Raw genomic sequence first — 22,402 nt, 5'->3', positions numbered from 1 at the left:
TTCTGGACCCATCCCGCGCCGCCCGAGGACGACCTCTACAAACGGTTCAAGGCCCACGTCATCAACCGCACCCAGGTCAACGGCAACTACCACGAACCCAAGGCCCTCAAACCCACCGCCCGGGCCCTCGCAAGACGGTTCGCAGCCGCCCGCTAGAACGAAATTGCGGTCCGTGTCGTCGCCCGAATGCCGAACCGCAAACCGCACTCTTCCAGCAGTACCGAACCGCAACTACCGCGCATGGAGCCTCCTGGCCCGCTAAGGGTGAAGGGAAGGCCGCGTCGGAGGCCGCGAGGTGATTTCGCTGTGAGACTTGTATCCGGATGGCGCGTCCCGACGTAGCTGGGGTGTTGGCCGCCGCGATCCAGGGGCGGCGCCGGAGGTTTCCGCATGTCGTCGCTCTTGTCCCGATTTGCCGTGGTCGTCGTGATAGGCATCACCGCCTGTTCCCAGGGCGAGCCCGCCGCCAGCGCCCCGGCGGCCCAGGGCGCTCCGGATAGCGGGCGGCGCGAGACAGCCCTGTTCGCCGGCGGCTGCTTCTGGTCGACGGAGACCAATTTCGAGCATATGCCGGGCGTCGTCTCGGCGGTGTCGGGGTTCGCAGGCGGCACGATCGCCAACCCGAGCTATGATGCGGTCGTTCGGGGCGGCACCGGCCACGTTGAGGCGGTGCAGGTCACCTATGACCCTGCCCGTATCACCTATCGCCAGCTGGTCGATCGATTCTGGCGCACCATCGACCCTACGGACCCTGACGGCCAGTTCTGCGATCAAGGGCCGTCCTATGTCACAGCCGTGTTCGCGACAGCGGCCCAGCGGCCCATGGCCGACGCCTCGCGGGCGGCGGCCGCGGCGGTCATCGGAGAACGACGCTTCGTGACGCCGGTCCGAAACTCAGCCCGTTTCTGGCCGGCGGAGAGTTATCACCAGGATTTCGCGCGCCTGAATCCCGTGAGGTATGGAGGATACAGTCGCTTCTGCGGCCGTGAGGCGCGGCTGCGGGCAGTCTGGGGCGGCTGAGTCTTCCAGGATTCGGGGGTGTGGCGCCGCGGTCACCCACGGGCACTGTCACGCCAGTGTCACACGACTGTCGTCGATGGTTCCGAGACCGATCGTAGAGGGGGCGAGATTTAGACGTTCGCGGCTCTCTCTGGCCGCATTTTGACGCGCGCCGGGCGCTGACCCGCACCATCTGGGGATACAAAATGAACTCTCGCACTCGTGCGCTCTGGGCGACCACCGCCCTGGTCAGCGGTATGCTGCTCGCCGGCGCCGCCTCGGCCCAGTCGTCGGGCACGGACGCCGCCGAAGGCACCGTAGTCGACACCGTCGTCGTCACCGGCGCCCGCGGCCCACGCACCATCTCGGGCGCCGTCGTCGCCCAGACGGTCGACAAGACCCGCTCGACCATCACGCAAGAGTACATCAGCCGCCAGCAGTCCGGTCAGTCGGTCATCGCTCTGCTGAACAACGTCCCCGGTTTGAACTTCACCAACAACGACCCCTATGGCAACTCGGGCGGCAACATCCGTCTGCGCGGCTTCGACGGCAACCGCGTCTCGCTGACATTCGACGGTATCCCCCTGAACGACACCGGCAACTACGCGGTGTTCTCCAACCAGCAGGTCGATTCGGAAATCATCGATCGCGCCTCGGTCAACCAGGGTTCGGCCGACGTCGACAGCCCGACCGCCTCGGCCAGCGGCGGCACCATCTCCTACACGACCGCGCGTCCGCTGGAAGAAATGGGCGCGCAGATCCGCACCTCGATCGGTTCCTTCAACTACGGCCGTGTCTTCGGCCGTTTTGATACGGGCGCTTTCGGTCCCTGGGGCACGACCGCCTTCATCACCGGTTCGTACACCAACTACGACAAGTGGAAGGGGCCCGGCGACCTGGAGAAGAAGCAGTACAATGGCCGCGTCTTCCAGGACCTGGGTGACGGCGACTTCGCCAGCCTGGCCTTCCACTGGAACGAGAACCGCAACAACTCCTACAACACATTCATCAACCTCTCGCAGTTCAACCTCGGCCTGAAGCCTGAGAATGACATCGCCTGCTTCCGCCCGACGCCCGGCGCCGGCACGGTGCAGAACGAGTCGAACCAGTCGACTGCGATCACCTATTTCGGCGGTACGCTGAACAACACCAGCTGCACCAACGACCACCGCACCCGGATCAACCCCTCGAACACGGGCAACATCCGCGGCCAGTTCAGCTACGGCCTGACTGACAGCATTCGCCTGACAATCGACCCCTCGTTCCAGTACGTCATCGCCAACGGCGGCGGTTACACCCTGACCAGCGAGCGCGACGATCGTCTGGACCAGAACACGACCAACAACGCGGCGCTCACCACGGCCGCCCAGTGCGCCGCCGCTGCGATCCTGAACACCGGCGTAGACCTGAACGGCGACGGCGACAGCTGTGACAACGTCGGCCTCTATACCCCGAACAACACCAACACGCGCCGCTACGGCGTTCTGTCCTCACTGCTCTGGGACATCAACGACGATCACCGCGTCCGTATCTCGTACACCAACGACTACGGTCGTCACCGTCAGACCAACGAAGCCATCCGCTACAATGCCGATGGTTCGGTGCCTGAAGTGTTCGGCGGTGAAAACACCTGGGGCAACGAAAGCCTGCGCATCAACGGCCGCGATGGCTCCTATCTGCGCGGTCGCGATCGCTTCTCGATCGCCCTGCTGAACCAGATCTCGGCCGAATACCGGGGCCAGTTCTTCGACGACGCCCTGTCGGTCACCCTGGGCGTTCGCGCACCCTTCTTCACCCGCGACCTGAACCAGTTCTGCTTCTCGCTGAGCGGCACCTCGACCGTGCGCTGCACGACCGAAACGCCTTCGGCGACCCTTGCCAACGGTAACGTGAACTTCGCCTCGACCGGCACGGGCCAGTATATCCGTCCCTACGCCCAGACCCTGAAGTATGACGCCATCCTGCCGAGCCTGGGCGCGAGCTATCGTTTCCTGGACAACAACTCGGTCTACGCCAGCTATGCCGAAGGCATCTCGCTGCCGCGTACCGACAACCTGTACCAGCCGGTTCGCAACGCCTCGGGCGCGCTCGATTTCTCGTCCGTTCAGCCAGAAACCTCCAAGTCCTACGACCTGGGCTACCGCTACACCTCCTCGACCCTGATCGCCTCGATCGCAGCCTGGTACGTGTCGTTCGAGAACCGCATCGTGACGTCGTTCGACAACGATCCGGCCTCGCCGACCTTCAACCTGTCGATCGACCGGAACCTGGGTTCGGTGGAACAGTCGGGCGTCGACGCCCAGTTCGAGTACGCCCTGACCGACACCTTCTCGGTCGGCGGTTCGGCCTCGTACAACACCTCGGAGATCCAGGACGACGTGCCCCTGGGCGCGGGCACCTTCCTGCCGACCACCGGCAAGTCGCTGGTTGAAACGCCGGAGTGGACCTACAGCCTGCGCGCCAACTGGGACGTGACCGAGGCCTGGTCGCTGGGCCTGCAAGGCAAGTATGTCGGTGAACGCTTCACCACCGACGTCAACGATGAAAAGACGCCTTCCTACGTCACCGTCGACTTCGACAGCCGCTACGACCTGACCGACACATTCGGCATCCGTAACGCCTTCGTACAGTTCAACGTCACGAACCTGTTCGACGAAGAGTATCCGGCGTCGATCTCCTCGGGCAACAACGCCCTGGCCGTCGACATCGATCCGGGCGCGGGTGTAATTAACCGCGCCGGCACGGTTCGCACCTTCTCGCTCGGTGCGCCGCGCACAATGATGCTGACCCTGGGCACGAGCTTCTAGGCTCTAACCCCGGACTGAAATGGATCAGGGCGGCCCTTCGCGGGGCCGCCCTTTTTCTTTGTCCTGAACCCGCCGGCTGCCCCCGGCATTGAAGTGGGGGGAGGGGGTCGCTATCTGGCGCGGTCCCCCGTCGCTTTTCGAAAGAAGTCCTCCGCCCATGGCCGTCTCGCCGATCCCCGCCGAATGGTCGCCTCACCGGGCAATGTGGGTCGGCTGGCCCAGCCATGAAGAATTATGGGTCGACAATCTCGACCAGGCTCAGGCTGAGGTCGAGGCCCTGGTCCTGGCCCTTGCGGGACCGGGCCGCGAGCAGGTCAGGCTGATGATCGGCAGTGACGAGGCCCTGGCCGGCGCCCGAGCGCGGTTCAACGCCGTTGCGGGCGTCAAGGTCGTGCCCGGCCGGTTCGGTGATATCTGGCTGAGAGACACGGGCCCGATCTTCGCTGAAAGCTCGAAGACGGCGGCCGCCTTTCGCTTCAACGGCTGGGGCGGAAAGTACGAGATGGAGTTCGACGACACGGTCCCGGACCAGATCGGCGCGGCCTCGGGCACGCCGTTGACGCGCATTGACGCGATCATGGAGGGCGGAGCCCTGGACCACGACGGGGCAGGGACGATCCTGACCACGCGCCAGTGCCTGTTGAACCCGAACCGCAACATCGGCTGGACCGAGGCGAAGGCCGAGGCCTTGCTGGGCGAGGCGCTGGGCGCCACCCGTGTCATCTGGCTGGGCGACGGTCTGATGAACGACCACACCGACGGCCATGTCGACAACCTGGCCCGCTTCGTCGCGCCGGGCATCGTGGCCTGTCCGATCGCTTTCGGGACCGATGATCCAAACGCGGAGGTTTACGACGCCTGCGCCCGCGATCTGTCCGAAGCCGGGTTCAGGGTCTTGCGTATCCCGTCGCCGGGGCGGCTGGAGAACGAGAACGGAGAGCCGATCCCGGCCAGCCACATGAATTTCCTCATCGCCAATGGCGCGGTCGTTGTGCCGACCTATGGGAATGAGGCGGCCGGCCGGATGGCGGGCGAGGCTCTGGCCTCCGTCTTCCCGGACCGTGAGATCATCCTGTCGCCGTCGATCAACGTCCTGACGGGCGGCGGATCCTTCCACTGCATCTCCCAGCAGGAGCCCGCCTGATGGCCGTTCCAGAATCCAGAGTGATCTCGGTCGCCGCTCTCCAGACCTCCTATGGCGAGGACATGGAGGCGAACATCAACAAGACCGCCGATCTCGTGCGCGAGGCGGCGTCGAAGGGCGCGCAGGTGATCCTGCCGTCCGAGCTGTTCCAGGGCCCGTATTTCTGCGTCGCGCAGGAGGAGAAGTGGTTCGGCACGGCCTGGCCGTGGCGCGAGCATCCGGCGGTGATCGCGATGGCCGACGTGGCGAAGCAGTTCGGCGTCGCCATCCCCGTCTCGATCTTCGAGCGCGAGGGGCCGCATTATTTCAACTCGATGGTCATGCTGGACGCCGACGGCTCGCCGCTGGGCGTCTATCGCAAGAGCCACATTCCCGACGGCCCAGGCTATCAGGAGAAATACTATTTCCGCCCGGGGGATACGGGCTTCAAGGTCTGGGACACGCGGTTTGGCCGGGTCGGCGTCGGTATCTGCTGGGACCAGTGGTACCCCGAGACGGCGCGGGCGATGATGCTGATGGGCGCCGAGGTGCTGATGTATCCGACCGCGATCGGGTCGGAGCCGCATGACGCCGAACTGCATACGGCCGAGCCTTGGCGCCGGGCCATGCAGGGCCATGCGGTGTCGAACGTCGTGCCGGTCGTGGGCGCGAACCGGATCGGCCATGAAACGGTGACCCAGGCGGGCCAGAGCTTCTACGGCCACTCCTTCATCTCGGATCACCGGGGCGACCTGGTCGAGAGCTTCGACGCGGACGACGAAGGCGCGCTGGTCCATACCTTCGACCTGGACTTCCTCGATCGGCACCGGGCGGCATGGGGCTTCTTCCGCGACCGGCGGACCGACCTCTACGGCGCCCTGACGGCGCCGCGCCCGGCCTGAACCGATCACGGCAGCCAGCGGAATCCCAAGGTGTTGCGGTTGACGACATTGCCGGTCGCATGGTCGCGATCGTCGACGCTGGAGCCGAACGGATAGCCTGCGTCGTCAGCGCAGTATCTTCGGCGACCCTCGCGTGAGCCGACCACAATCGGGCGAGGCATTAGCCAGGCGACGCCTTCGAAGCGATTGCCGGTGATAACGTTCTCCGACGGGGTCTGGTGACGGATCACGCCGTCCTCGCCGCAGTTCCGGTAAAGCAAGACGCCTGCGCGCCCGTTGAGCTGGAAGCGGTTTTCCTCGATGCGATTACGGGCCGAGCCGTCGACGGCGATCTGTTCGCGGCCGGTGCGAATGTCGAAAACCACATCGCGGATCACTGCGCCGGCGCTCTCCGCATCCAGATAGATGGCCGTGGAGACGGACTGGCCGCGGAAGCTCCCGCCAGTCATTTGGACGTTCGTCACTCCCGGGCCGATGTAGAGGGGAATCGAGCCGGTGGCGGCGAAGGTGATGTTCTCGAGTGTCAGGCCCGTCGGGGCCGCAGTCTGGGCCGCCGTCGTGTGACCGGGCGTACGTGATGAGGCACGCAAGGACGCGATGTCGTCGCGGCCGAGACCCCAGATGCGCAGGTTGCCGTGGATTGTGCAGCGGGTGATACGGACGTCGCGCGGGACGCTCCAGCCAGCGCCGTCACGCCGGGACCAGACGGCGACAGTGGGATCGCGGGTCGTGCTGGCCTGGCCTGCCGTGCCGACGGAGCCGCCATTGCAGTCGAGCCCCGCGCCCGAGGTCTCTGCGCCCTCGAACACGATGTGGCGGCGGATCGAGGCACCCGGCGGCAGGCTGGCAAAACAGGTCAGGCGGACGGCGGGCGCGTCTTCTGCCGGCAAGGCGGTGAGGGCCGCGACTTCAGACGGCGAGCAGGAACGGGCGATGACCGGTTCAGGCACCAGAAGGGCGAGCAGGACCAGGGCTGCCATCGGTCGCCCTAGTGCAGGGGCGTGGCTAGGGCGGCGCGCTCGGCGGCGCAGGCGGGGCTGGTCAGACCGGCGACGCGGGCGCGGGCGATCTCCTGGCGGGCGACGATAGCGTCGGCTTCGAAGGCGGGCGTGGCGGCGATCTGCCGGAACGCGGCCCTGCCCAGCGTCTCGCCCTCGGCGACGTCGGACGGATAGTGCATGCCGCAGACCATGCGGCTGACCGCGATCTCATGCCCGATGCGCCCGGCCTCGGCGGCATGGTCGGGGGCGACGGCGGCGAAGACCTCGCCATAGGCGGTGCCGACTGAGGCGCTGCCCGAGGGGTAGGAGGGGCTGGCGCGTCCGGCGGCGGAGACGACCTGACAGGCCGGACGCTCCCGGTCGGCGGCGACAGGGCGGGGACGGAAGGCGCGGGCCTTGGCCAGTTCGGCGGCCTCGTTGGTATCGTGCAGAACGCGCTCGAGGATCGACACCAGCCGGGGCGAGTCCTCGGCTGTGACGCGGAAACCGAGGGCGCAGTCGAAATGGGCCAGGGCCAGAGCGGGCCGGACCTCGGCGTGGCGGGTTGCCAGCATCCAGCGGTCGGTGTCTTCCAGCGCTCGCAAACGGTCGGATGCGGCGATGTCGGCCAACGCGGAGGCGGAACCCTCGACGGGCGCGGGCGGCACAGTGTCTGCCAGCGCCCGGATATTCGCGTGATCCAGGTAGCTGGCAGGCGCTGCGGCCGTCGCGGCCTGCTGCGCGGGCGCTGAAGCGTAGGCTGGAGTGGTGAGCACACACGCGGCTGCGACAATCAGGGCGGCGCGGTTCACCTGCCGGCGCTCCAGCTGAGTTGCACCGAGGTTGGCCCGTCTTCGGTGGCGGAGGCGACGACCTGGAGGCTGGCTCCGGTCCCCGGGCTCGCGGCCCCATAGGCGCGAGCCTCGCCCTGGTTCATGGCCATGGCTGAGGAGAGGCCGGAAGCTTCAGCGCGTGCGCGGTGGAAGGCGATGACGGCGTCGGGATCGGCGTCGGTCGTATAGGTCGCGATGCCACCCGGACCCGACGCGCCGGACGCGGTGATCGCCGGGGCGTCCATCGTCGCGCCGGGATAGAGAGCGGCGAAGGCGGGCGCTTCAGGGGTGGCGAGTGGGCCTGCGGCCGGCGCGGCGGGCTCAGCGGTCACGGCGGCGACGTCGGCCATTGGCGCTGTTTCCGCCGGTCCGGCCGGCGCGGGACCTTCAGCGGCCGCAGGGGTCTCGGCGTTCGGGCCGCAGCCCGCGGGCAATAGAGCCGCGCACGTCAGTGCGAGAACCGCCAGAATACGCTTCATCCTGTGTCGTCCCTGAGACCTGTTCTTTCCGCACCGTGGCCCATCGGTAGGGCGGCAGCAAGGCGTTCAGCCCGTCGCTGCCTCTGCATCCGCAGGGCGCCGGCCCTCGGCGGGATCGGCGTCCGATTCGTCGGGGCCGACGCCGGTGTTTGCGATGCCGTTCGGGTCGACCTCAGAAGGCGACTGGGGGTCGGCGCTCGCGCGGCCCTGATCGGCCATGACGCGGTCTACGGCGGTTTGATCGGGGTCGTCATCCGAGCCCGTGGCCGCCCCGCCTTGCAGCGAGCCCGCGCGTGTATCGGAGCCCACGCCGCTGCCGGTCAGGGCGTCGGCGAGGGCGTCGGCGAGGGCGTCCGGCGTCCGGCCCAGGTCAGGACGTTCGCCCATGTCTTCGGCCTCGATCGCTTCGGGTGTCTCGGGCTTGCCGTCGGTCATTTAAGGCTCCTGCATTCAGTATTGGAGGAAGGCGCAGTGCGACCGTCAGTTCCGAAGAGTGAGACAAAAGATATATCGTCAACTTGCTTTTCGTAATCCAAGATATATCTTAGCGATATGCCCAGCGAGAAAGGACACTCCATGTTTGGACATCACAGACTGAAACACGACTGGCGCGAGCATCGCTGCGGACCGGAGGGCGAAGGGCGCGGGCGTGAAGGCCGGGGCCATGGACGGGGTCGTTCCGGCGGGCCCGGAATGTTCGGCGGACGCGGCGGCCCGGGCCGCCGCATGTTCGGGCCGGGCGACCTAAGGATCGTCGCTCTGGCCCTGATCGAGAAGGAGCCGCGCCACGGCTACGACCTGATCAAGGCGATCGAGGCGATGTTCGGCGGGGCCTATGCGCCGTCGCCGGGCGTGGTCTATCCGACCCTGTCGATGCTGGCCGACGAAGGCCTGATCGCGGGGGTGGAGGACTCTGCCGGCAAGCGCATCTTCACCCTGACAGGGGCCGGCCAAGCCTGGCTGAACGAGAACCGCGCCGCCGTCGACGGCGTCATGCAGCGCATGGCGCTCGCGGCGCGGCTGGTCTCGGGCGAACAGACGCCGGACGTGGTCAAGGAGGCGCTGCACACGCTGCGCCAGGCCGTGATCATGAAGCCGGGCGAGTGGTCCGACCTCGAGACGGCTCGGGTGGTCGAGAGCCTGATGAGGGCGGTCCGCGAAGTCAGCGGGCAGTAGATCCTCCCCCTCTGGGGGAGTTGGCGCGGCGCTGCTTAGCGCCGTGACGGAGAGGGCTTGATGCAAACGAGGGCGCGCGCGGCCGGCCCCCTCCACCGCTTCGCGGTCGCCCTCCCCCGATGGGGGAGGATTCCTACTTCCCGAACAGCTTGGCCCAGCGGCGCTTGTCGCGGTTCTTCCAGGCGCCGCGGTGCCAGGCGTCCGAAGCGATCAATGGCACCACGGTGGTGGCTTCGGCGAAGACCATCTGTTCGTGCGTAGTCTGGACCTTGCCCCACGACGCAGCTTCTTTCAGCGTCGAGGACGAGCAGGCGCCGTCGCGGACGTCGGCGACCGTGATCTGGACCGCATAGCGGTGCATCTCGGCCTCGATGCCGAGGATTTCGGCGCAGACGACCGTGTCCTGGGCGAAGTTCTTGGGCACGCCGCCACCCACCATGAACAGGCCGGTGACGCCCGCCGCGATCTTGATGTCAGTCAGTTCACGGAAGTCCGCGACCGCATCGATCATCAGATAGGGCTTGCCCGCCGCGATCTGTTCCTTCTGGTGCTTGACCAGACCAAAACCGGCCGAGCTATCGACGAAGGCCGGGCAGAAGATCGGCACGCCTTCTTCATAGGCGGTCTGGATCAACGAGCCGGGCTTCTTCGCATTGCCTTCCGACAGCCATTTGCCCATTTCCCAGATGAACTCGCGGCTCGAATAGGCGCGCGGCTCCAGGGCGTTGCAGATCTCCAGGATCGTGTGATCGCAGTTCTGGAGCTCTTCCTCGTCGATATAGGTGTCGTAGATCCGGTCGATGTAGTTGTCGCGCAGGACGTTGTCGTCCACCTCGCCGGCGGCCTGGTAGTGTTTGAAGCCCAGGGCCTCGAAGAAATCCATGTCGACGATCGAGGCGCCGGTGGCGACGATCGCATCGATCATGCCGAACTTCACCATGTCGCGGTACACGTGCATGCAGCCCCCGGCCGAGGTCGAGCCGGCCAGGATCAGCCACGGCGAGCAGTCCGCATCCTCGATGGCCATCGAGAAGATGTCGGCAGCGCGGGCGGTGTCGCGCGACGAGAAGCTCATCTTGCGCATGGCGTCGACGATCGGGCGGGCGTCGAAGGACGTGATGTCGATGTGTTCGACGACGTTCTGTAGCAACTCGGCCTTGGTGTTCTTTTGAACGGGTGCGTTCATTGCAAGGGTGTCCCTGGTTTTGAGCGCCCGTCGTGAAAGTACCGCGGGCCGGGACGGAGCGACCGGAACGCAGATAGGCGTTGAAACGGCGCTGCCGCCGTTAGGATGCGGCCGTCAGACGCTGCCCGCGCGCTCGACGACCAGAATGCGGGCCTCGCCGACCGGATGGGCGACGTGTTCATCGCCTATTTCCGCAACGCAAGCATCCCCGGCGTTCAGTCGCTCGACCGCTTCCACACCGTCATTGCGCCAATGCATATCGACTGCGCCGGTCAGGACGATGAAGGTCTCGGGTCCGTCGTTGACGTGCCATTTGTAGGGCTGGTCGGTCCAGTGCAGGCGGACGGTCGCGCCATCCACCTGCCCTACATCCAGTGCGCCCCAAGCCCGATCTGCGCGAAACGTGGTCAGACCGGGGACGAACTTCATGGCTAGCGCCTGCTCTTCTTGCGTTGCCCGGCCTTACCTTTCGGACGTGACAACCGCACGACCTTGCGGGCCTGCTCTTCCGCCGTGGTGCGCACGGTGGGGATGGAGCGGGGCGCGAGGCCATAGAGCGAGGCCATGGGAGCGTCCTCGACCACGGCCACCTCATGCTCGCCATAGCCGTTGAAGCCCGTCGACATGGCCACGCCATAGGCGCCGAGCATGCCGATCTCGATGAAGTCGCCTTCCCGGATGTCGGCCGGCAGCCAGAACGGACCCGGCATATGGTCGATCGAATCGCAGGTCGGTCCGTAGAACTGAAACGGCTTGAGATCGTCCGAGCTTTCGCCGTCCCGGACCAGCTTGGTCGGGAAGGGCCAGCGCGAGTGGGTCGCGTCGAACAGCGCGCCATAGGACCCGTCGTTCAGATAGAGGGCGTCACCCTTGCGCAGGTCCACGCGCGCCAGGACCGACGAGGATTCGGCGACCAGGGCCCGGCCGGGCTCGCACCACAGCTCGGTCGTTTCCGACACGGGCATGTCGTTGAAGCCACGGTGGATGGCGTCGGCGTATTCGCTCATGTCCGGCGGAACCATGCCCGGATAGACCGAGGGGAAGCCGCCGCCGATGTCGACGATGTCAACGATCACACCTGCGCGCGAGATGGCGCGACCGACCTGGGCCATGGCGGCCTGATAGGCGGTCGGGCGCATGCACTGCGATCCGACGTGGAAGCAGACGCCCATCAGCCCCTCCTTGACCGCCCGACGAACGGACAGCAGCAGGGCCGGGGCCTGATCGGCGGAGACGCCGAACTTGCCCGAGAGGGAGTAGGCTGCACCGTCGGCGGAAACCGCCATGCGCACGAGCAGGTTCAGATCCGACGCGCCGCCGGTGGCGTCGAGGATCTTCTGCAACTCGTCCTCACAGTCGAGCGAGAACGTGCGGACACCGTGATCGAAATAGGCACGGGTGATCGCAGACCGGCTCTTCACCGGGTGCATGAAGGCGATGCGCGCGTCAGGATCGACGGAGCGCACGAGTTCGATCTCGGCGATCGAAGCCGCATCATAGCCGCGAATACCGGCGTCCTTCAGGGCCTCTATGATCCAGCGTGAAGGATTGGCCTTCACAGCATAGAAGACGTCAGCCTTTAGATTATCCTGGAACCAGCGCGCCGCTACGGAAACCGAACGCGGCCGCACGAGTGCGACTGGACGTTCAGGGGACCGCTCGCGGACCAGGTCCAGGGGAAATGGATACGTGCGCAATTCACGTAAACCCCTGTAATTGTTAAACCCAGACCGGCGTTAGCAGCGCAACGTTAGACCACGGGGTCCGCCGGAAGAAGCGCATGTAGGGTCACGGACCTGTCATGTAAAGCGGTTTTTTCGTGACGCGGGCTGACAGGAGACGGCGACGATCCGGACCCGGATCGCTTCCTTTGGACGCTGATCATGAACTCCCGGCGGTCACCGTCGTTATGGCCAAGGTCGAAGGTCAGGGTTGGACTACACGCATGAATCGCTGGTTGTTCTGGTGGCGGAATATTCGTCGCGAATTGTGGGTACTGGCGACGTTCTACGGGGCCGCCGGCGCTGCAGCCGCGTTGCTAGCCGTGCTCGCCGCGCCCTGGGTTCCGGAAGAGGTCGCCAAACGGCTGGGCGGCGAATCCGTCAGTTCGATCCTGACCATCCTCGCGTCCAGCCTGCTGGGGGTCGCGACATTCTCAGCCGGGGTCATGGTGACCGCCTATACGGCCGTGTCCCAGGCCGCCACGCCGCGCGTGGCGGCTCTGGTGACCAGCGACGCAGAAGTCCGGAAGGCGCTGGCGACCTTTGTCGGGGCCTTCCTGTACGCCATCATCGCGGTGACGGCGGTCAATGCAGACTACTATGGGCAGGAGGGGCGGGCGATCGTGTTCATGTTCAGCCTGGGGGTCGTCGGTCTGGTGGCCTATCGGCTGCTGGCCTGGATTAATCGCCTGTCGAGCCTGGCCCGGGTCGGACATATGATCGATCTGGCGGAGGAACAGGCGCGCACGGCGCTCAGGGAGAGGAGGAAGTCCCCGTACCTGGGCGGCCGGCGGGGCCATATCGAGGCCCGGTTCACCATCTTGGCCGAGGAGACCGGCTATATACAGAATGTCGATCCGGCGCGGCTACAGGCTGTGGCCGAGGCGCAGGACTGCCTAGTCGAAATACTGGCGGCGCCCGGCGCCTTTGTCCGGTGCGGCGACCCGGTGGCGGCGATCAGCCGCGACCGGTGCGACGAAGAAGGCTGCGACGCTTTTCGATCCGCCTTCGCCATCGGCGGCCAGAGATCTTTCGATCAGGACCCGCGCTTCGGCCTGATCGTGCTGGGCGAGATCGCCGGCAGGGCACTCTCGCCCGGCGTCAACGATCCGGGCACGGCCATCCAGGTCATGGGTGCTGCAGTCCGGGCTCTGGACGAATGGGCGGCGATGACCCCCAGCGAGGCGCTGGCGGTTCGCTATTCGCGGCTGTGGGTGCCGCAGATCGACGATGACGATCTGGTCGCCAACGTGTTCGGGCCGCCCGCACGCTATGGCGCAGGTGACGTCGCCGTCGCTGTGCGATTGCAAAAGCTGCTGCACAAGTTGGCCCGCGACAAGGGACCTCTGGCGACTGCGGCGCGGCGTCAGTCCCGGGAGGCGCTGGAGAGATCCCGCCTGGCGCTGTCTCTTCCAGCCGATGTGCGACAGGTCGAACTGGCTGCAAAGACCGGCTGAGCCCTGGCGACGCGCGGTCACGCTGGACGCCGCCTCTCGCCGCGTGGCATTAAGACTTGCCGGACCGCCTTTCTCGCGTCATTCGGCGCCTGTTTCGTCAGCCGCCCACAGCGAGTTCATGAGTTCATCCGCCGCCAGCTCCGCGAACGGCCCCCTCGTGGCCGGCCCCACTCCGAGCGGGCTCGTCATGGCCCGCGACGTGTCAAAGACCTTCGGAACCCGGAAGGCCCTCGACGGCGTCTCCGTGTCCGTCGCCGCTGGAGAAATGGTCGCCCTGATCGGTCCGTCCGGATCGGGAAAGTCCACCCTGTTGCGTTCCATCACCGGCCTGCAGACGATCGACGGCGGCAAGGGCCAGATCGACGTCTTCGGCGTCTGCGTCCAGAAGAACGGCCGCACCACCGGCGCCGTCCGCGCCGCGCGCCAGAAGCTGGGCATGATCTTCCAGCAGTTCAATCTGGTCGGACGGTTGTGTCTGTTCTCCAACGTCATGCTGGGAGCGCTGGGCCGACTTCCCGGCTGGCAGGGTCTACTGGGGGCCTGGCCCAGCGCCGACAAGGCGCGGGCCATGGCGGCCCTGCACCGGGTGGGTGTCGCCGACTACGCCGCCCAGCGCGCCAACACATTGTCGGGCGGCCAGCAGCAGCGCGGCGCCATCGCCCGGGCCCTGGTCCAGGGCGCGAAGGGGATCCTGGCCGACGAGCCGGTCGCCTCGCTGGACCCGGTCTCCGCCCGCAAGGTGATGGAGTTGCTGGTCGAACTGAACAAGCGCGACGGCCTGGGGGTGATCGTCACCCTGCACCAGGTCGACTACGCCATCCGCTATTGCGACCGGGTGATCGCGCTGAAGGCCGGCAAGGTCGTCTATGACGGCCCGTCGACCAGCCTCGACACCAAGCAATTGATCGATATCTACGGTCCCGAGTTCGAGGACGCGTTCTGGGAAACCAAGGCATGATCTTCGCCTCATTCACCCGCCGGGCCGCTCTGGTCGGCGTCGCGATCGCCCTGCTCGGTCTCTCGGCCTGCGGCGGCGGTGACGAGACCAAGGCCGGCGCGCCGACCAAGATCACCTTCTCCATCCTGTCGGCGGAAGGCCAGGCCTCGGCCGGACCGCTGTGGCAGCCGCTGCTGGAGGACATGTCGACCGCCATCGGCGTGCTTGTGGAGCCGTTCTTCGGCTCGAACTACACCGTCCTGGTCGAGGCCATGCGCGGCAACCAGACCCAGGTCGCCTGGTTCTCGGCCAAGCCGGCGGTCGAGGCCATCGACCGCGCCGACGCCGAGGTGATCGCCCGCACCGTCAACAAGGAAGGGCTGGACAGCTATCGCTCGACCCTGGTCGTCAAGACCGGCTCGGGGATCACGCTGGATCAGGTTCTGGCCTGCGGCAAGCGGTTCGACTTCGGCATAGGCGACGCCCAGTCCACCTCGGGCACGCTGGCCCCCATGGCCTTCCTGTTCAATCCGCGCGGCATCGTCCCGGCCCAGTGTTTCAAGACCGTGCGCTCGGCCAACCATCAGGCCAACGCCTTCGCTGTGGCCACGGGGGTCGTCGATGTGGCGACCTCGAACACCGTCAACACCGTCTTCCTGAACCGCCAGAACCCGGCCATTGCGGCCCAGATCACCGAGATCTGGCAGTCCCCGCCGATCCCGGAATCGGGCATCCTGGTGCGCGGCGATCTCGATCCCGCCATCAAGGAAAAGATCCGCAGCTTCTTTCTGACCTACGGCCAGGGCGAAGGCGTCGAGGCCGACCGTCAGCGCCGCGTGCTGGCCGGGCTGGAGTATTCCCAGTTCCGCGCCGCGGACGACAACTATCTGAACCCGATCCGCGAGATGATCGCCGACCAGCAGCTGACCGAGGCGCGCGAGAAGGGCGACACCGCCGCCGTCACCGCCGCCGAGGCCGAGCTGCAGCGCCTGCGCGTCCTGCGTGAGGTTCAGCCTTGACCGACGCCGCGCATGCCGCCGGCCCGATCCCGAAGGCGCCCCGGAAGTCGCTGGGGGCCTGGGCGCTCGACGTCCTGATCTGGGGAGGCGTCCTGACGCTGCTGGTCTATAGCGTCGGCGACGTCGATTTGGGCAATATTGGCAAGCTGTTCAGCAACGCCGAAAGCACCCAGACCTTCGCCAGGGAGCTGTTGCGTCCCGACTTCACCGACTGGCGCATCTTCGTCGAGAAGATGTGGGAGACGATTCAGATCGCCCTCTGGGGGACGTTCATCGCCGTGTTCGCGGCCGTCCCGATGGGACTGGCGGCGGCGCGCAATGTGTCTCCGGTCTGGGTGGTCACGCCGGTTCGCTGGCTGATGAACCTGCTGCGCTCCATTCCCGATCTGGTCATTGGTCTGCTATTCGTCGTGGCAGTGGGCCTCGGCCCGTTGCCCGGCGTTCTGGCCATCGCCCTGAACACGGCAGGTGTGCTGGCCAAGCTGTTCTCGGAAGCCGTGGAGTCGATCGACAAGGGGCCCGTCGAAGGTGTGCGCGCCACCGGCGCCACCAAGCTCCATGAGATCGTCTGGGGCGTCATCCCCCAGGTCGCGCCGCTGTGGACCTCGTTCGCACTCTACCGGTTCGAGTCCAACAGCCGGTCGGCCACCGTTCTGGGTCTGATCGGCGCGGGTGGCATCGGCCAGGTGCTGTTCGACAGGATGAACGCCTTCGACTTCCGCGACGTGTCCGCCATCGTCGTGGTCGTGGTCATCGCCGTGACCCTGATCGACATGCTGTCACAGGCCATGCGCAAACGTCTGCTTTAAGCGTCGCAACTTCGCTTCGCCCGAGAGACCGCCTGATGTCGTCCATCCTCCCTCGCCGGCTTTTCGTCGCTGGAACCGCCGTTATAGCCCTGACCGTCGCCGCCTGCGGCGAGGGCGGTGGCCAGCGCAACGGCATATGGGCGGCCGGGTCCTCGACCGTCTTCCCGTTCGCGACCCGGGTCGCCGAGAATTTCGGGCGCAACAATCCGGAAGGTGCCCCGCCTCGCGTCGAGGCCCTGGGCACCGGCGGCGGCATCCAGGCCTTCTGTCAGGGTCTCGGACCCTCGACACCCGACATCGCCAACGCCTCGCGGCCGATGAAACAGTCCGAGTTCGACAAATGCGCCGGGAACGGCGTCACCGAGATCGTCGAGCTGAAGATCGGCTATGACGGCATCGTCGTTGCCACGGCCCGTGACGGCGGCAGCTTCAACTTTTCGCTGGACGATCTCTACGAAGGCCTGGCCAAGGAAGCGCCCGGTCCGAACGGGACCTTTGTGCCCAATCCGGCCCGGAGCTGGTCGGACGTCAATCCATCGCTGCCGAACCAGCGCATCCAAGTCTATGGCCCGCCACCCACGTCGGGCACCCGCGACGCCTTCCTGGAACTGGGCATGACCCCGGGCGCCCGGCTGATCCCGGCGGTCGCCGCGGTCGAGGACCAGGACGAGAACCGGTTCGAGGCCCTGTCCCACACGGTACGCGAGGACGGCGCCTGGGTCGACTCGGGCGAGAACGACAACGCCATTCTGCAGACCCTGACCCGCACGCCGGGCTCACTGGGCATTTTCGGCTACTCCTTCCTCGAGCAGAACATGGACACGGTGAAGGCCGAGACCATCGACGGTATTGCTCCCAGCCCCGAGACGATTTCCAACGGGACCTATCCGCTGGCGCGCAGCCTCTACATCTATGTGAAGAAGGCGCACGTCGGCGTGACGCCCGGCCTGCAGGAGTTCCTGATCGAGTTCACATCCGAGGCGGCGGTGGGCCGGGGCGGCTATCTGCAGGACCGGGGTCTGGTGCCTCTGCCGGAGGCGGAACTGGTTCAGCAACGCGCCATCGCCACAGCCCTGACACCCATGGCGCGGCCGGAATAGTCAGGCCGCCGCCCTGCGCCTGACCCGGGCGATGCGACGAAGGCGGCGCCAGAAGCGTCCGCGTTCTGGCTCCGGGTAGGGCTCCAGGTTCTGCACGAACTGCTCGGCCGAGGCGCGCCAGCTGAACTTCTCGGCATAGGCGCGGGTTGCGGCGCGGTCGCACTTCAGCGCCTCGAGGCAGGCCGTGCGCAGGTCCGCGTCGATGGCGCCGGCGTTGGAGCCGGGAACCAGGTCGATGGGGCCGTGGGCCGGATAGGCCGCGACAGGGGTGCCGGTGGCCATGGCCTCCAGGATCACCAGGCCGAAGGTGTCGGTCCAGCTGGGGAAGACGAAGACATCCGCGTCGCGGAAACAGCGGGCCAATTCCTCGCCAAACCGGGCGCCAAGGAATTTCGCCTCGGGATAGCGGTGCTCCAGGTCGGCGCGGGCGGGGCCGTCGCCGACCACGATCTTGGTGCCAGGCAGGTCGGTTTCGAGGAAGGATTCGATGTTCTTCTCGACGGCGACGCGTCCGACGTTCAGCCAGAAGGGGCGCGGCCAGTCCTTGCCGCCCAGGTCGTCGAAGATGCGCTCCAGATCCGGCCGGAACTGGTCCGTGTCGACACCCCGCGACCAGGGCGAGATGTTCTTGAACCCGTGCTCCTCGAGTTCCTTCTTCAGCGTCGGGGTGGCGACCATCAGCCGGCCCGACGGCTTGTGGAACCACTTCATATAGGCGTAGCCGACCTGCACCGGGACGGGGAAGCGGGCGGAAATATATTCCGGGAATTTCGTATGATAGCTGGTGGTGAAGGGCAGTTTCCACTCGACGCAGATGCGCCGGGTGGCGATGCCGATCGGCCCCTCGGTGGCGATGTGCACAGCGTCGGGTTCGATCGCGCGCAGGCGTTCGCGGATCTCTTCCTCGGCGCCGAGGGCCAGGCGAATCTCGGGATAGGTCGGCGCCGCGATGGTGCGGAACTGGCTCGGCTCGATGACCTCCACCTCGTGACCCATGGCACGGCATTCCGCGACGGTGCGGGTCAGGGTGCGGACGACGCCGTTGACCTGGGGCTCCCAGGCGTCGGTGGCCAGAACGATGCGCATGTGGGCCGAACGGCTCCGCCTTCTATCAAGCAGGCAGCTTTAGCGGGTCATCTCGACGAAGGCGAGACAGTCCTACAAGGGGAGGGCGGTCGTCGACTTCACCTCTTCGAGAACGGCATAGGTTCGCGTCTCACGCACGCCGGGCATCCGGGTGAGGACTTCGCCAAGGAAGGCGCGATAGGCGTCCATGTCGCTGACCCTTGCCTTGATCAGATAGTCGAAACCGCCCGCCACCATGTGACATTCCAGAACCTCGGGCTGACGGCGGACCATGTCGGCGAAGGCTTCGAATCGGTCGCCGGTGGTCCTGTCCAGCAGCACCTCGACGAAGATCATCAATCCGCGCCCGACCTTGGAAGGGTCGATCAATGCGGCATAGCCGGTGATGACCTGGCGCTCGCGCAGACGACGCACACGCTCGAAGCATGCGGCGGGCGACAGATTGCACCGCCGGGCCAGTTCCGCGTTGGATACGCGCCCGTCCACCTGGAGCACCCTCAGGATGCGGCGATCGACGGCGTCCAGATTTTCAACGGCCATAGGAGATAAATTCCGAAGGATCGTCGCCCGAGGCCTCGATCATACGGTGCACATTCGGGTGCGTCCGACATATAGGCAAGTTCATACAGGACAGGATTCTCGTTGACGCCATGCCGCCCCTCACCGCTTCTCCCGTCCCTTCGTTGAGCCAGGACTGGGACACGCTGGACCACGGCAAGTTCGCCGACGAGCCCTCAACTGTCCGGGCGCTGCTGACCGCCTCTCCGCTGGACGCCGCCGCCCGCCGGGCCGCCGTGGACGAGGCCGTGCGCCTGGTCGAGCAGGCGCGCAAGAGCCAGAAGAAGCAGGGGGTGGTGGAGAGCTTTCTGCAGGAATTCTCACTGGGCACCCGCGAGGGTCTGGCCCTGATGTGCCTGGCCGAAGCCCTGCTGCGCACGCCGGACGAGGACACGCGCGACCGGCTGATCGCCGAGAAGATCGGGTCGGCCGACTGGGCGTCGCACCTCGGCCAGTCCGACAGCCTGTTCGTCAATGCCTCGACATGGGGCCTGATGCTGACCGGCAAGCTGGTGGACGCCGACGAACAGGCGAAGACCGACCTGCCGGGCTTCCTGACCCGCGTCGCCGGGCGTCTGGGCGAGCCGGTCATCCGTCAGGCCGTGGCCGCAGCCGTCCGCATCATGGGCGAGCAGTTTGTGGTCGGGCGCACCATCGAGGCGGCGCTGAAGCGGTCGAACCGCGAGGGCTGGCTGTGCAGCTTCGACATGTTGGGCGAGGGCGCCCGCACCGCCGCCGACGCCGAGCGGTATGAAAAGATCTACGGCGACGCGATCACTGCCGTGGGCAAGACCGCCAGGGGGGAGGGGCCGGAGGTCGGACACGGCGTCTCTGTCAAGCTATCGGCCTTGTCGCCGCGCTATGAGGCCACGCATGAAGGCCGTGTCTGGGACGAGCTCTACCCGCGCATCAAGCGGCTGGCCCTGATCGCGGCGCGCGCCGATATCAACTTCACCATGGATGCAGAAGAGGCGGACCGGCTGGCCCTGTCGCTGAAGCTGCTGGACCGGCTGGCGAACGAGCCGGAACTGGGCGACTGGTCGGGGCTGGGTCAAGCTGTGCAGGCTTATCAAAAGCGCGGACCGGAGGCGATCGCACGGATCGCCGAGCTGGCGCGGACGTCGAAACGGCGGCTGATGGTGCGGCTGGTCAAGGGCGCCTACTGGGACACCGAGATCAAACGGGCCCAGGTCATGGGCCGAACGGACTATCCGGTGTTCACCACCAAGGCAGCGACGGACCTGAACTATCTGGTCTGCGCCCGCGCCATGATCGACGCGGCGCCGCATCTGTATTCGCAGTTCGCGACCCACAACGCTCACTCGCTCGCGGCCGTGCACGACATGGCCAGGGGGGGCGGGGTCAAGATCGAGTTCCAGCGCCTGCACGGCATGGGCGAGGCCCTCTATGACGCCGCCGCCCAGACCTTCGGGCCGATGACCGTGCGCGCCTATGCTCCTGTCGGGGGCCACGAGGACCTGCTGCCCTATCTGGTTCGTCGCCTGCTGGAGAACGGGGCCAACTCGTCGTTCGTGCACGCTCTGCTGGACGAGCGGGTGCCGGCCTCGGCTGTCGCTGCCGACCCCGTCGCCTCGGTCGAGGCCCACCCTGACCGCCACGCCAAGATCCCCACGCCCAAGGACATATACATGGACCGCCAGAACGCGCTCGGCCGCGACTATTCGCAGAAGGTCGATCGCGAGCGTCACGCCGCCGCCCTGCAGAAGGTCGATGCGGAAAAACTGACCTCCGGCCCGATCATTGGCGGCAGGCTGATGGCCGGGAAGAACGCCCAGGCCGTGACCAACCCCTATGACCGGTCGCAGGTGCTGGGACACGTCTCGGAGGCGTCGACCGACGACATCGACAACGCGGCCGATGCGGCAGGCAGGGCCCAGATCGTCTGGGACCGCGCCGGCGGATCGCGCCGGGCGCCGGTGCTGCGGGCCATGGCCGATGCGCTGGAAGCCGACATGGACCGGCTGGTGGCGCTGCTGAGCCGCGAGGCCGGCAAGACGCTCAACGACGGCGTGGCCGAGGTGCGCGAGGCCGCCGACTTCTGCCGCTACTACGCCATGCTGGCCGAGAAGGATTTCGGTGGACCGCAGGTGCTGAACGGACCGGTGGGCGAGACCAACCGGCTGGTCCTGCACGGACGCGGCGTCTTCGCCTGCATCAGCCCGTGGAACTTCCCCCTGGCCATCTTCACCGGCCAGATCGCGGCGGCGCTGGCGGCCGGCAATGCCGTGCTGGCCAAGCCTGCCGAGCAGACGCCCCTGGTCGCGGCCGAGGCCGTGCGGCTCTATCACAAGGCGGGGCTTAACCCGGACCTGCTGGCCCTCGTGCCCGGCCGTGGCGAGACGGTCGGCGCGGCGCTCGTTTCGCATCCTGGGATCGACGGCGTCGCCTTCACCGGCGGCACGGACACGGCCGCGGCCATCAACCGCTCGATCGCGGCGCGGGCGGGGGCCATCATCCCGTTCATCGCCGAGACAGGCGGGTTGAACGGGATGTTCGTGGACACGACGGCCCTGCGCGAACAGGTCATCGATGATGTGATCTCGTCGGCCTTCGGTTCGGCCGGCCAGCGATGTTCGGCACTGCGGGTGCTCTATGCGCCCAAGGAGTCGGCCGACAGCCTGATCGAAGGCCTGAAGGGCGCGCTGGCGGCCCAGGTGCTCGGTGATCCGTCCGATCCGGCTTCGGACATCGGCCCCGTGATCGACACCGAGAGCCGCAAGGCCTTGGAGGCCCATGTCGAGCGTCTGGGCAAGGATGCGAAGATCTTGGCCCGCGCCATGATGCCCGAGGGCTCGGAGCGCGGCGACCTGTTCGCCCCGACCATCGCCGAGATTCCGACCCCGGACTATCTGGAGCGGGAGGTCTTCGGCCCGATCCTGCACGTCTATCGCTATGATCCGAAAGACCTGAAGTCGGTCGCCGGCAGGCTGGCGGCGCGCGGCTATGGTCTGACCCTGGGCGTGCACTCAAGGATCGAGGCCTTCGCCGAAGAGGTCATCGAACTGGTCCCGGCGGGCAACGTCTACATCAACCGGGGCGTGACCGGCGCGGTGGTCGGGGTCCAGCCGTTCGGCGGCGAGGGCCTTTCCGGCACGGGTCCCAAGGCGGGAGGGCCGAACAGCCTGATCCGCTATGCGTCGGAAAAGGCCATCTCCAACAACATTTCGGCCCAGGGCGGAGACCCGGCGCTGTTGAACCTGTAGATGTAC

20 protein-coding genes are annotated in these 22,402 nt (G+C 66.7%); 11 read left to right on the top strand and 9 right to left on the bottom strand.

Annotation, left to right across the window (positions count from 1 at the left end; genetic code table 11):
• The first annotated feature begins 390 nt into the window (after positions 1-390).
• The 4 genes from msrA to aguB all read left to right on the top strand — a co-directional run bounded on the left by msrA (position 391) and on the right by aguB (position 5,831).
• Entirely contained in the window at positions 391-1,020 is a 630-nt protein-coding gene (gene msrA / locus ACP7AU_RS03715; RefSeq protein WP_426050550.1) for a peptide-methionine (S)-S-oxide reductase MsrA, read from the top strand.
• A gap of 185 nt (positions 1,021-1,205) precedes the next feature.
• The gene (locus ACP7AU_RS03710) at positions 1,206-3,806 is read left to right on the top strand and encodes a TonB-dependent receptor (RefSeq protein WP_426036940.1); all 2,601 of its coding nucleotides are present in this window, start codon (positions 1,206-1,208) and stop codon (positions 3,804-3,806) included.
• A 157-nt stretch (positions 3,807-3,963) separates the two neighbouring features.
• On the top strand, positions 3,964-4,950 hold the full coding sequence (locus ACP7AU_RS03705; RefSeq protein WP_426036942.1) for an agmatine deiminase family protein: 987 nt from the start codon (positions 3,964-3,966) through the stop codon (positions 4,948-4,950).
• Positions 4,950-5,831: an N-carbamoylputrescine amidase gene (aguB, locus tag ACP7AU_RS03700; protein ID WP_426050549.1), complete on the top strand. Its 882-nt coding sequence runs from the start codon at positions 4,950-4,952 to the stop codon at positions 5,829-5,831. The genes ACP7AU_RS03705 and aguB overlap by 1 nt, the downstream gene beginning before the upstream one ends.
• Positions 5,832-5,836: 5 nt before the next feature.
• Here the strand turns inward: aguB and ACP7AU_RS03695 are convergent, their stop codons facing one another.
• From ACP7AU_RS03695 to ACP7AU_RS03680, 4 genes are all read right to left on the bottom strand, one after another.
• Positions 5,837-6,811 (bottom strand): right-handed parallel beta-helix repeat-containing protein, encoded by a 975-nt coding sequence (locus ACP7AU_RS03695; protein ID WP_426050548.1) that lies wholly within the window; start codon positions 6,809-6,811, stop codon positions 5,837-5,839.
• 8 nt (positions 6,812-6,819) lie between these two features.
• Positions 6,820-7,623 (bottom strand): phosphatase PAP2 family protein, encoded by an 804-nt coding sequence (locus ACP7AU_RS03690; protein ID WP_426050547.1) that lies wholly within the window; start codon positions 7,621-7,623, stop codon positions 6,820-6,822.
• Entirely contained in the window at positions 7,620-7,994 is a 375-nt protein-coding gene (locus tag ACP7AU_RS03685) for a hypothetical protein (protein ID WP_426036950.1), read from the bottom strand. The genes ACP7AU_RS03690 and ACP7AU_RS03685 overlap by 4 nt, the downstream gene beginning before the upstream one ends.
• 195 nt (positions 7,995-8,189) lie before the next feature.
• Entirely contained in the window at positions 8,190-8,558 is a 369-nt protein-coding gene (locus ACP7AU_RS03680; RefSeq protein WP_426050546.1) for a ribonuclease, read from the bottom strand.
• A 141-nt stretch (positions 8,559-8,699) separates the two neighbouring features.
• Between ACP7AU_RS03680 and ACP7AU_RS03675 the strand changes: the two genes are divergently transcribed.
• Positions 8,700-9,299, top strand: coding sequence for a PadR family transcriptional regulator (locus ACP7AU_RS03675; RefSeq protein WP_426036954.1), 600 nt, complete (start codon positions 8,700-8,702; stop codon positions 9,297-9,299).
• A 133-nt stretch (positions 9,300-9,432) separates the two neighbouring features.
• Here ACP7AU_RS03675 and ACP7AU_RS03670 read toward each other — a convergent pair whose 3' ends face one another.
• The 3 genes from ACP7AU_RS03670 to ACP7AU_RS03660 all read right to left on the bottom strand — a co-directional run bounded on the left by ACP7AU_RS03670 (position 9,433) and on the right by ACP7AU_RS03660 (position 12,182).
• Complete coding sequence (locus ACP7AU_RS03670) at positions 9,433-10,485, bottom strand: 1,9-bis(guanidino)-5-aza-nonane synthase (protein ID WP_426036956.1); 1,053 nt, start codon at positions 10,483-10,485, stop codon at positions 9,433-9,435.
• A gap of 114 nt (positions 10,486-10,599) precedes the next feature.
• Positions 10,600-10,914, bottom strand: a complete 315-nt coding sequence (locus ACP7AU_RS03665) for a cupin (RefSeq protein ID WP_426036958.1) — start codon at positions 10,912-10,914, stop codon at positions 10,600-10,602.
• Positions 10,915-10,916: 2 nt separating this feature from the next.
• Positions 10,917-12,182: a type III PLP-dependent enzyme gene (locus ACP7AU_RS03660; protein WP_426050545.1), complete on the bottom strand. Its 1,266-nt coding sequence runs from the start codon at positions 12,180-12,182 to the stop codon at positions 10,917-10,919.
• A gap of 248 nt (positions 12,183-12,430) precedes the next feature.
• On the opposite strand from ACP7AU_RS03660, the gene ACP7AU_RS03655 reads away from it, so the two are divergent.
• The 5 genes from ACP7AU_RS03655 to ACP7AU_RS03635 all read left to right on the top strand — a co-directional run bounded on the left by ACP7AU_RS03655 (position 12,431) and on the right by ACP7AU_RS03635 (position 17,528).
• Complete coding sequence (locus tag ACP7AU_RS03655) at positions 12,431-13,663, top strand: DUF2254 domain-containing protein (RefSeq protein WP_426050544.1); 1,233 nt, start codon at positions 12,431-12,433, stop codon at positions 13,661-13,663.
• A gap of 187 nt (positions 13,664-13,850) precedes the next feature.
• On the top strand, positions 13,851-14,621 hold the full coding sequence (gene phnC, locus ACP7AU_RS03650; protein ID WP_426050557.1) for a phosphonate ABC transporter ATP-binding protein: 771 nt from the start codon (positions 13,851-13,853) through the stop codon (positions 14,619-14,621).
• Positions 14,618-15,619: a phosphate/phosphite/phosphonate ABC transporter substrate-binding protein gene (phnD, locus tag ACP7AU_RS03645; RefSeq protein ID WP_426050543.1), complete on the top strand. Its 1,002-nt coding sequence runs from the start codon at positions 14,618-14,620 to the stop codon at positions 15,617-15,619. Before phnC ends, phnD begins: the two co-directional genes overlap by 4 nt.
• Entirely contained in the window at positions 15,616-16,428 is an 813-nt protein-coding gene (gene phnE, locus ACP7AU_RS03640) for a phosphonate ABC transporter, permease protein PhnE (protein ID WP_426036966.1), read from the top strand. The genes phnD and phnE overlap by 4 nt, the downstream gene beginning before the upstream one ends.
• A gap of 35 nt (positions 16,429-16,463) precedes the next feature.
• On the top strand, positions 16,464-17,528 hold the full coding sequence (locus tag ACP7AU_RS03635) for a substrate-binding domain-containing protein (RefSeq protein WP_426036968.1): 1,065 nt from the start codon (positions 16,464-16,466) through the stop codon (positions 17,526-17,528).
• On the opposite strand, the gene ACP7AU_RS03630 is transcribed toward ACP7AU_RS03635, so the two are convergent.
• Both ACP7AU_RS03630 and ACP7AU_RS03625 read right to left on the bottom strand, forming a co-directional pair.
• The gene (locus tag ACP7AU_RS03630) at positions 17,529-18,614 is read right to left on the bottom strand and encodes a glycosyltransferase family 4 protein (protein ID WP_426036970.1); all 1,086 of its coding nucleotides are present in this window, start codon (positions 18,612-18,614) and stop codon (positions 17,529-17,531) included.
• A gap of 72 nt (positions 18,615-18,686) precedes the next feature.
• Entirely contained in the window at positions 18,687-19,154 is a 468-nt protein-coding gene (locus ACP7AU_RS03625) for an Lrp/AsnC ligand binding domain-containing protein (protein ID WP_426036972.1), read from the bottom strand.
• A 110-nt stretch (positions 19,155-19,264) separates the two neighbouring features.
• On the opposite strand from ACP7AU_RS03625, the gene putA reads away from it, so the two are divergent.
• Positions 19,265-22,396: a bifunctional proline dehydrogenase/L-glutamate gamma-semialdehyde dehydrogenase PutA gene (gene putA / locus ACP7AU_RS03620; RefSeq protein ID WP_426050542.1), complete on the top strand. Its 3,132-nt coding sequence runs from the start codon at positions 19,265-19,267 to the stop codon at positions 22,394-22,396.
• Positions 22,397-22,402: the final 6 nt, after the last annotated feature.

The sequence above is a fragment of the Brevundimonas sp. SL161 genome (assembly GCF_049896985.1).
Taxonomy (GTDB): Bacteria; Pseudomonadota; Alphaproteobacteria; order Caulobacterales; family Caulobacteraceae; genus Brevundimonas.
Note: the sequence above shows the minus strand (reverse complement) of the source record. Positions and strands in the feature narration are given on the sequence as shown.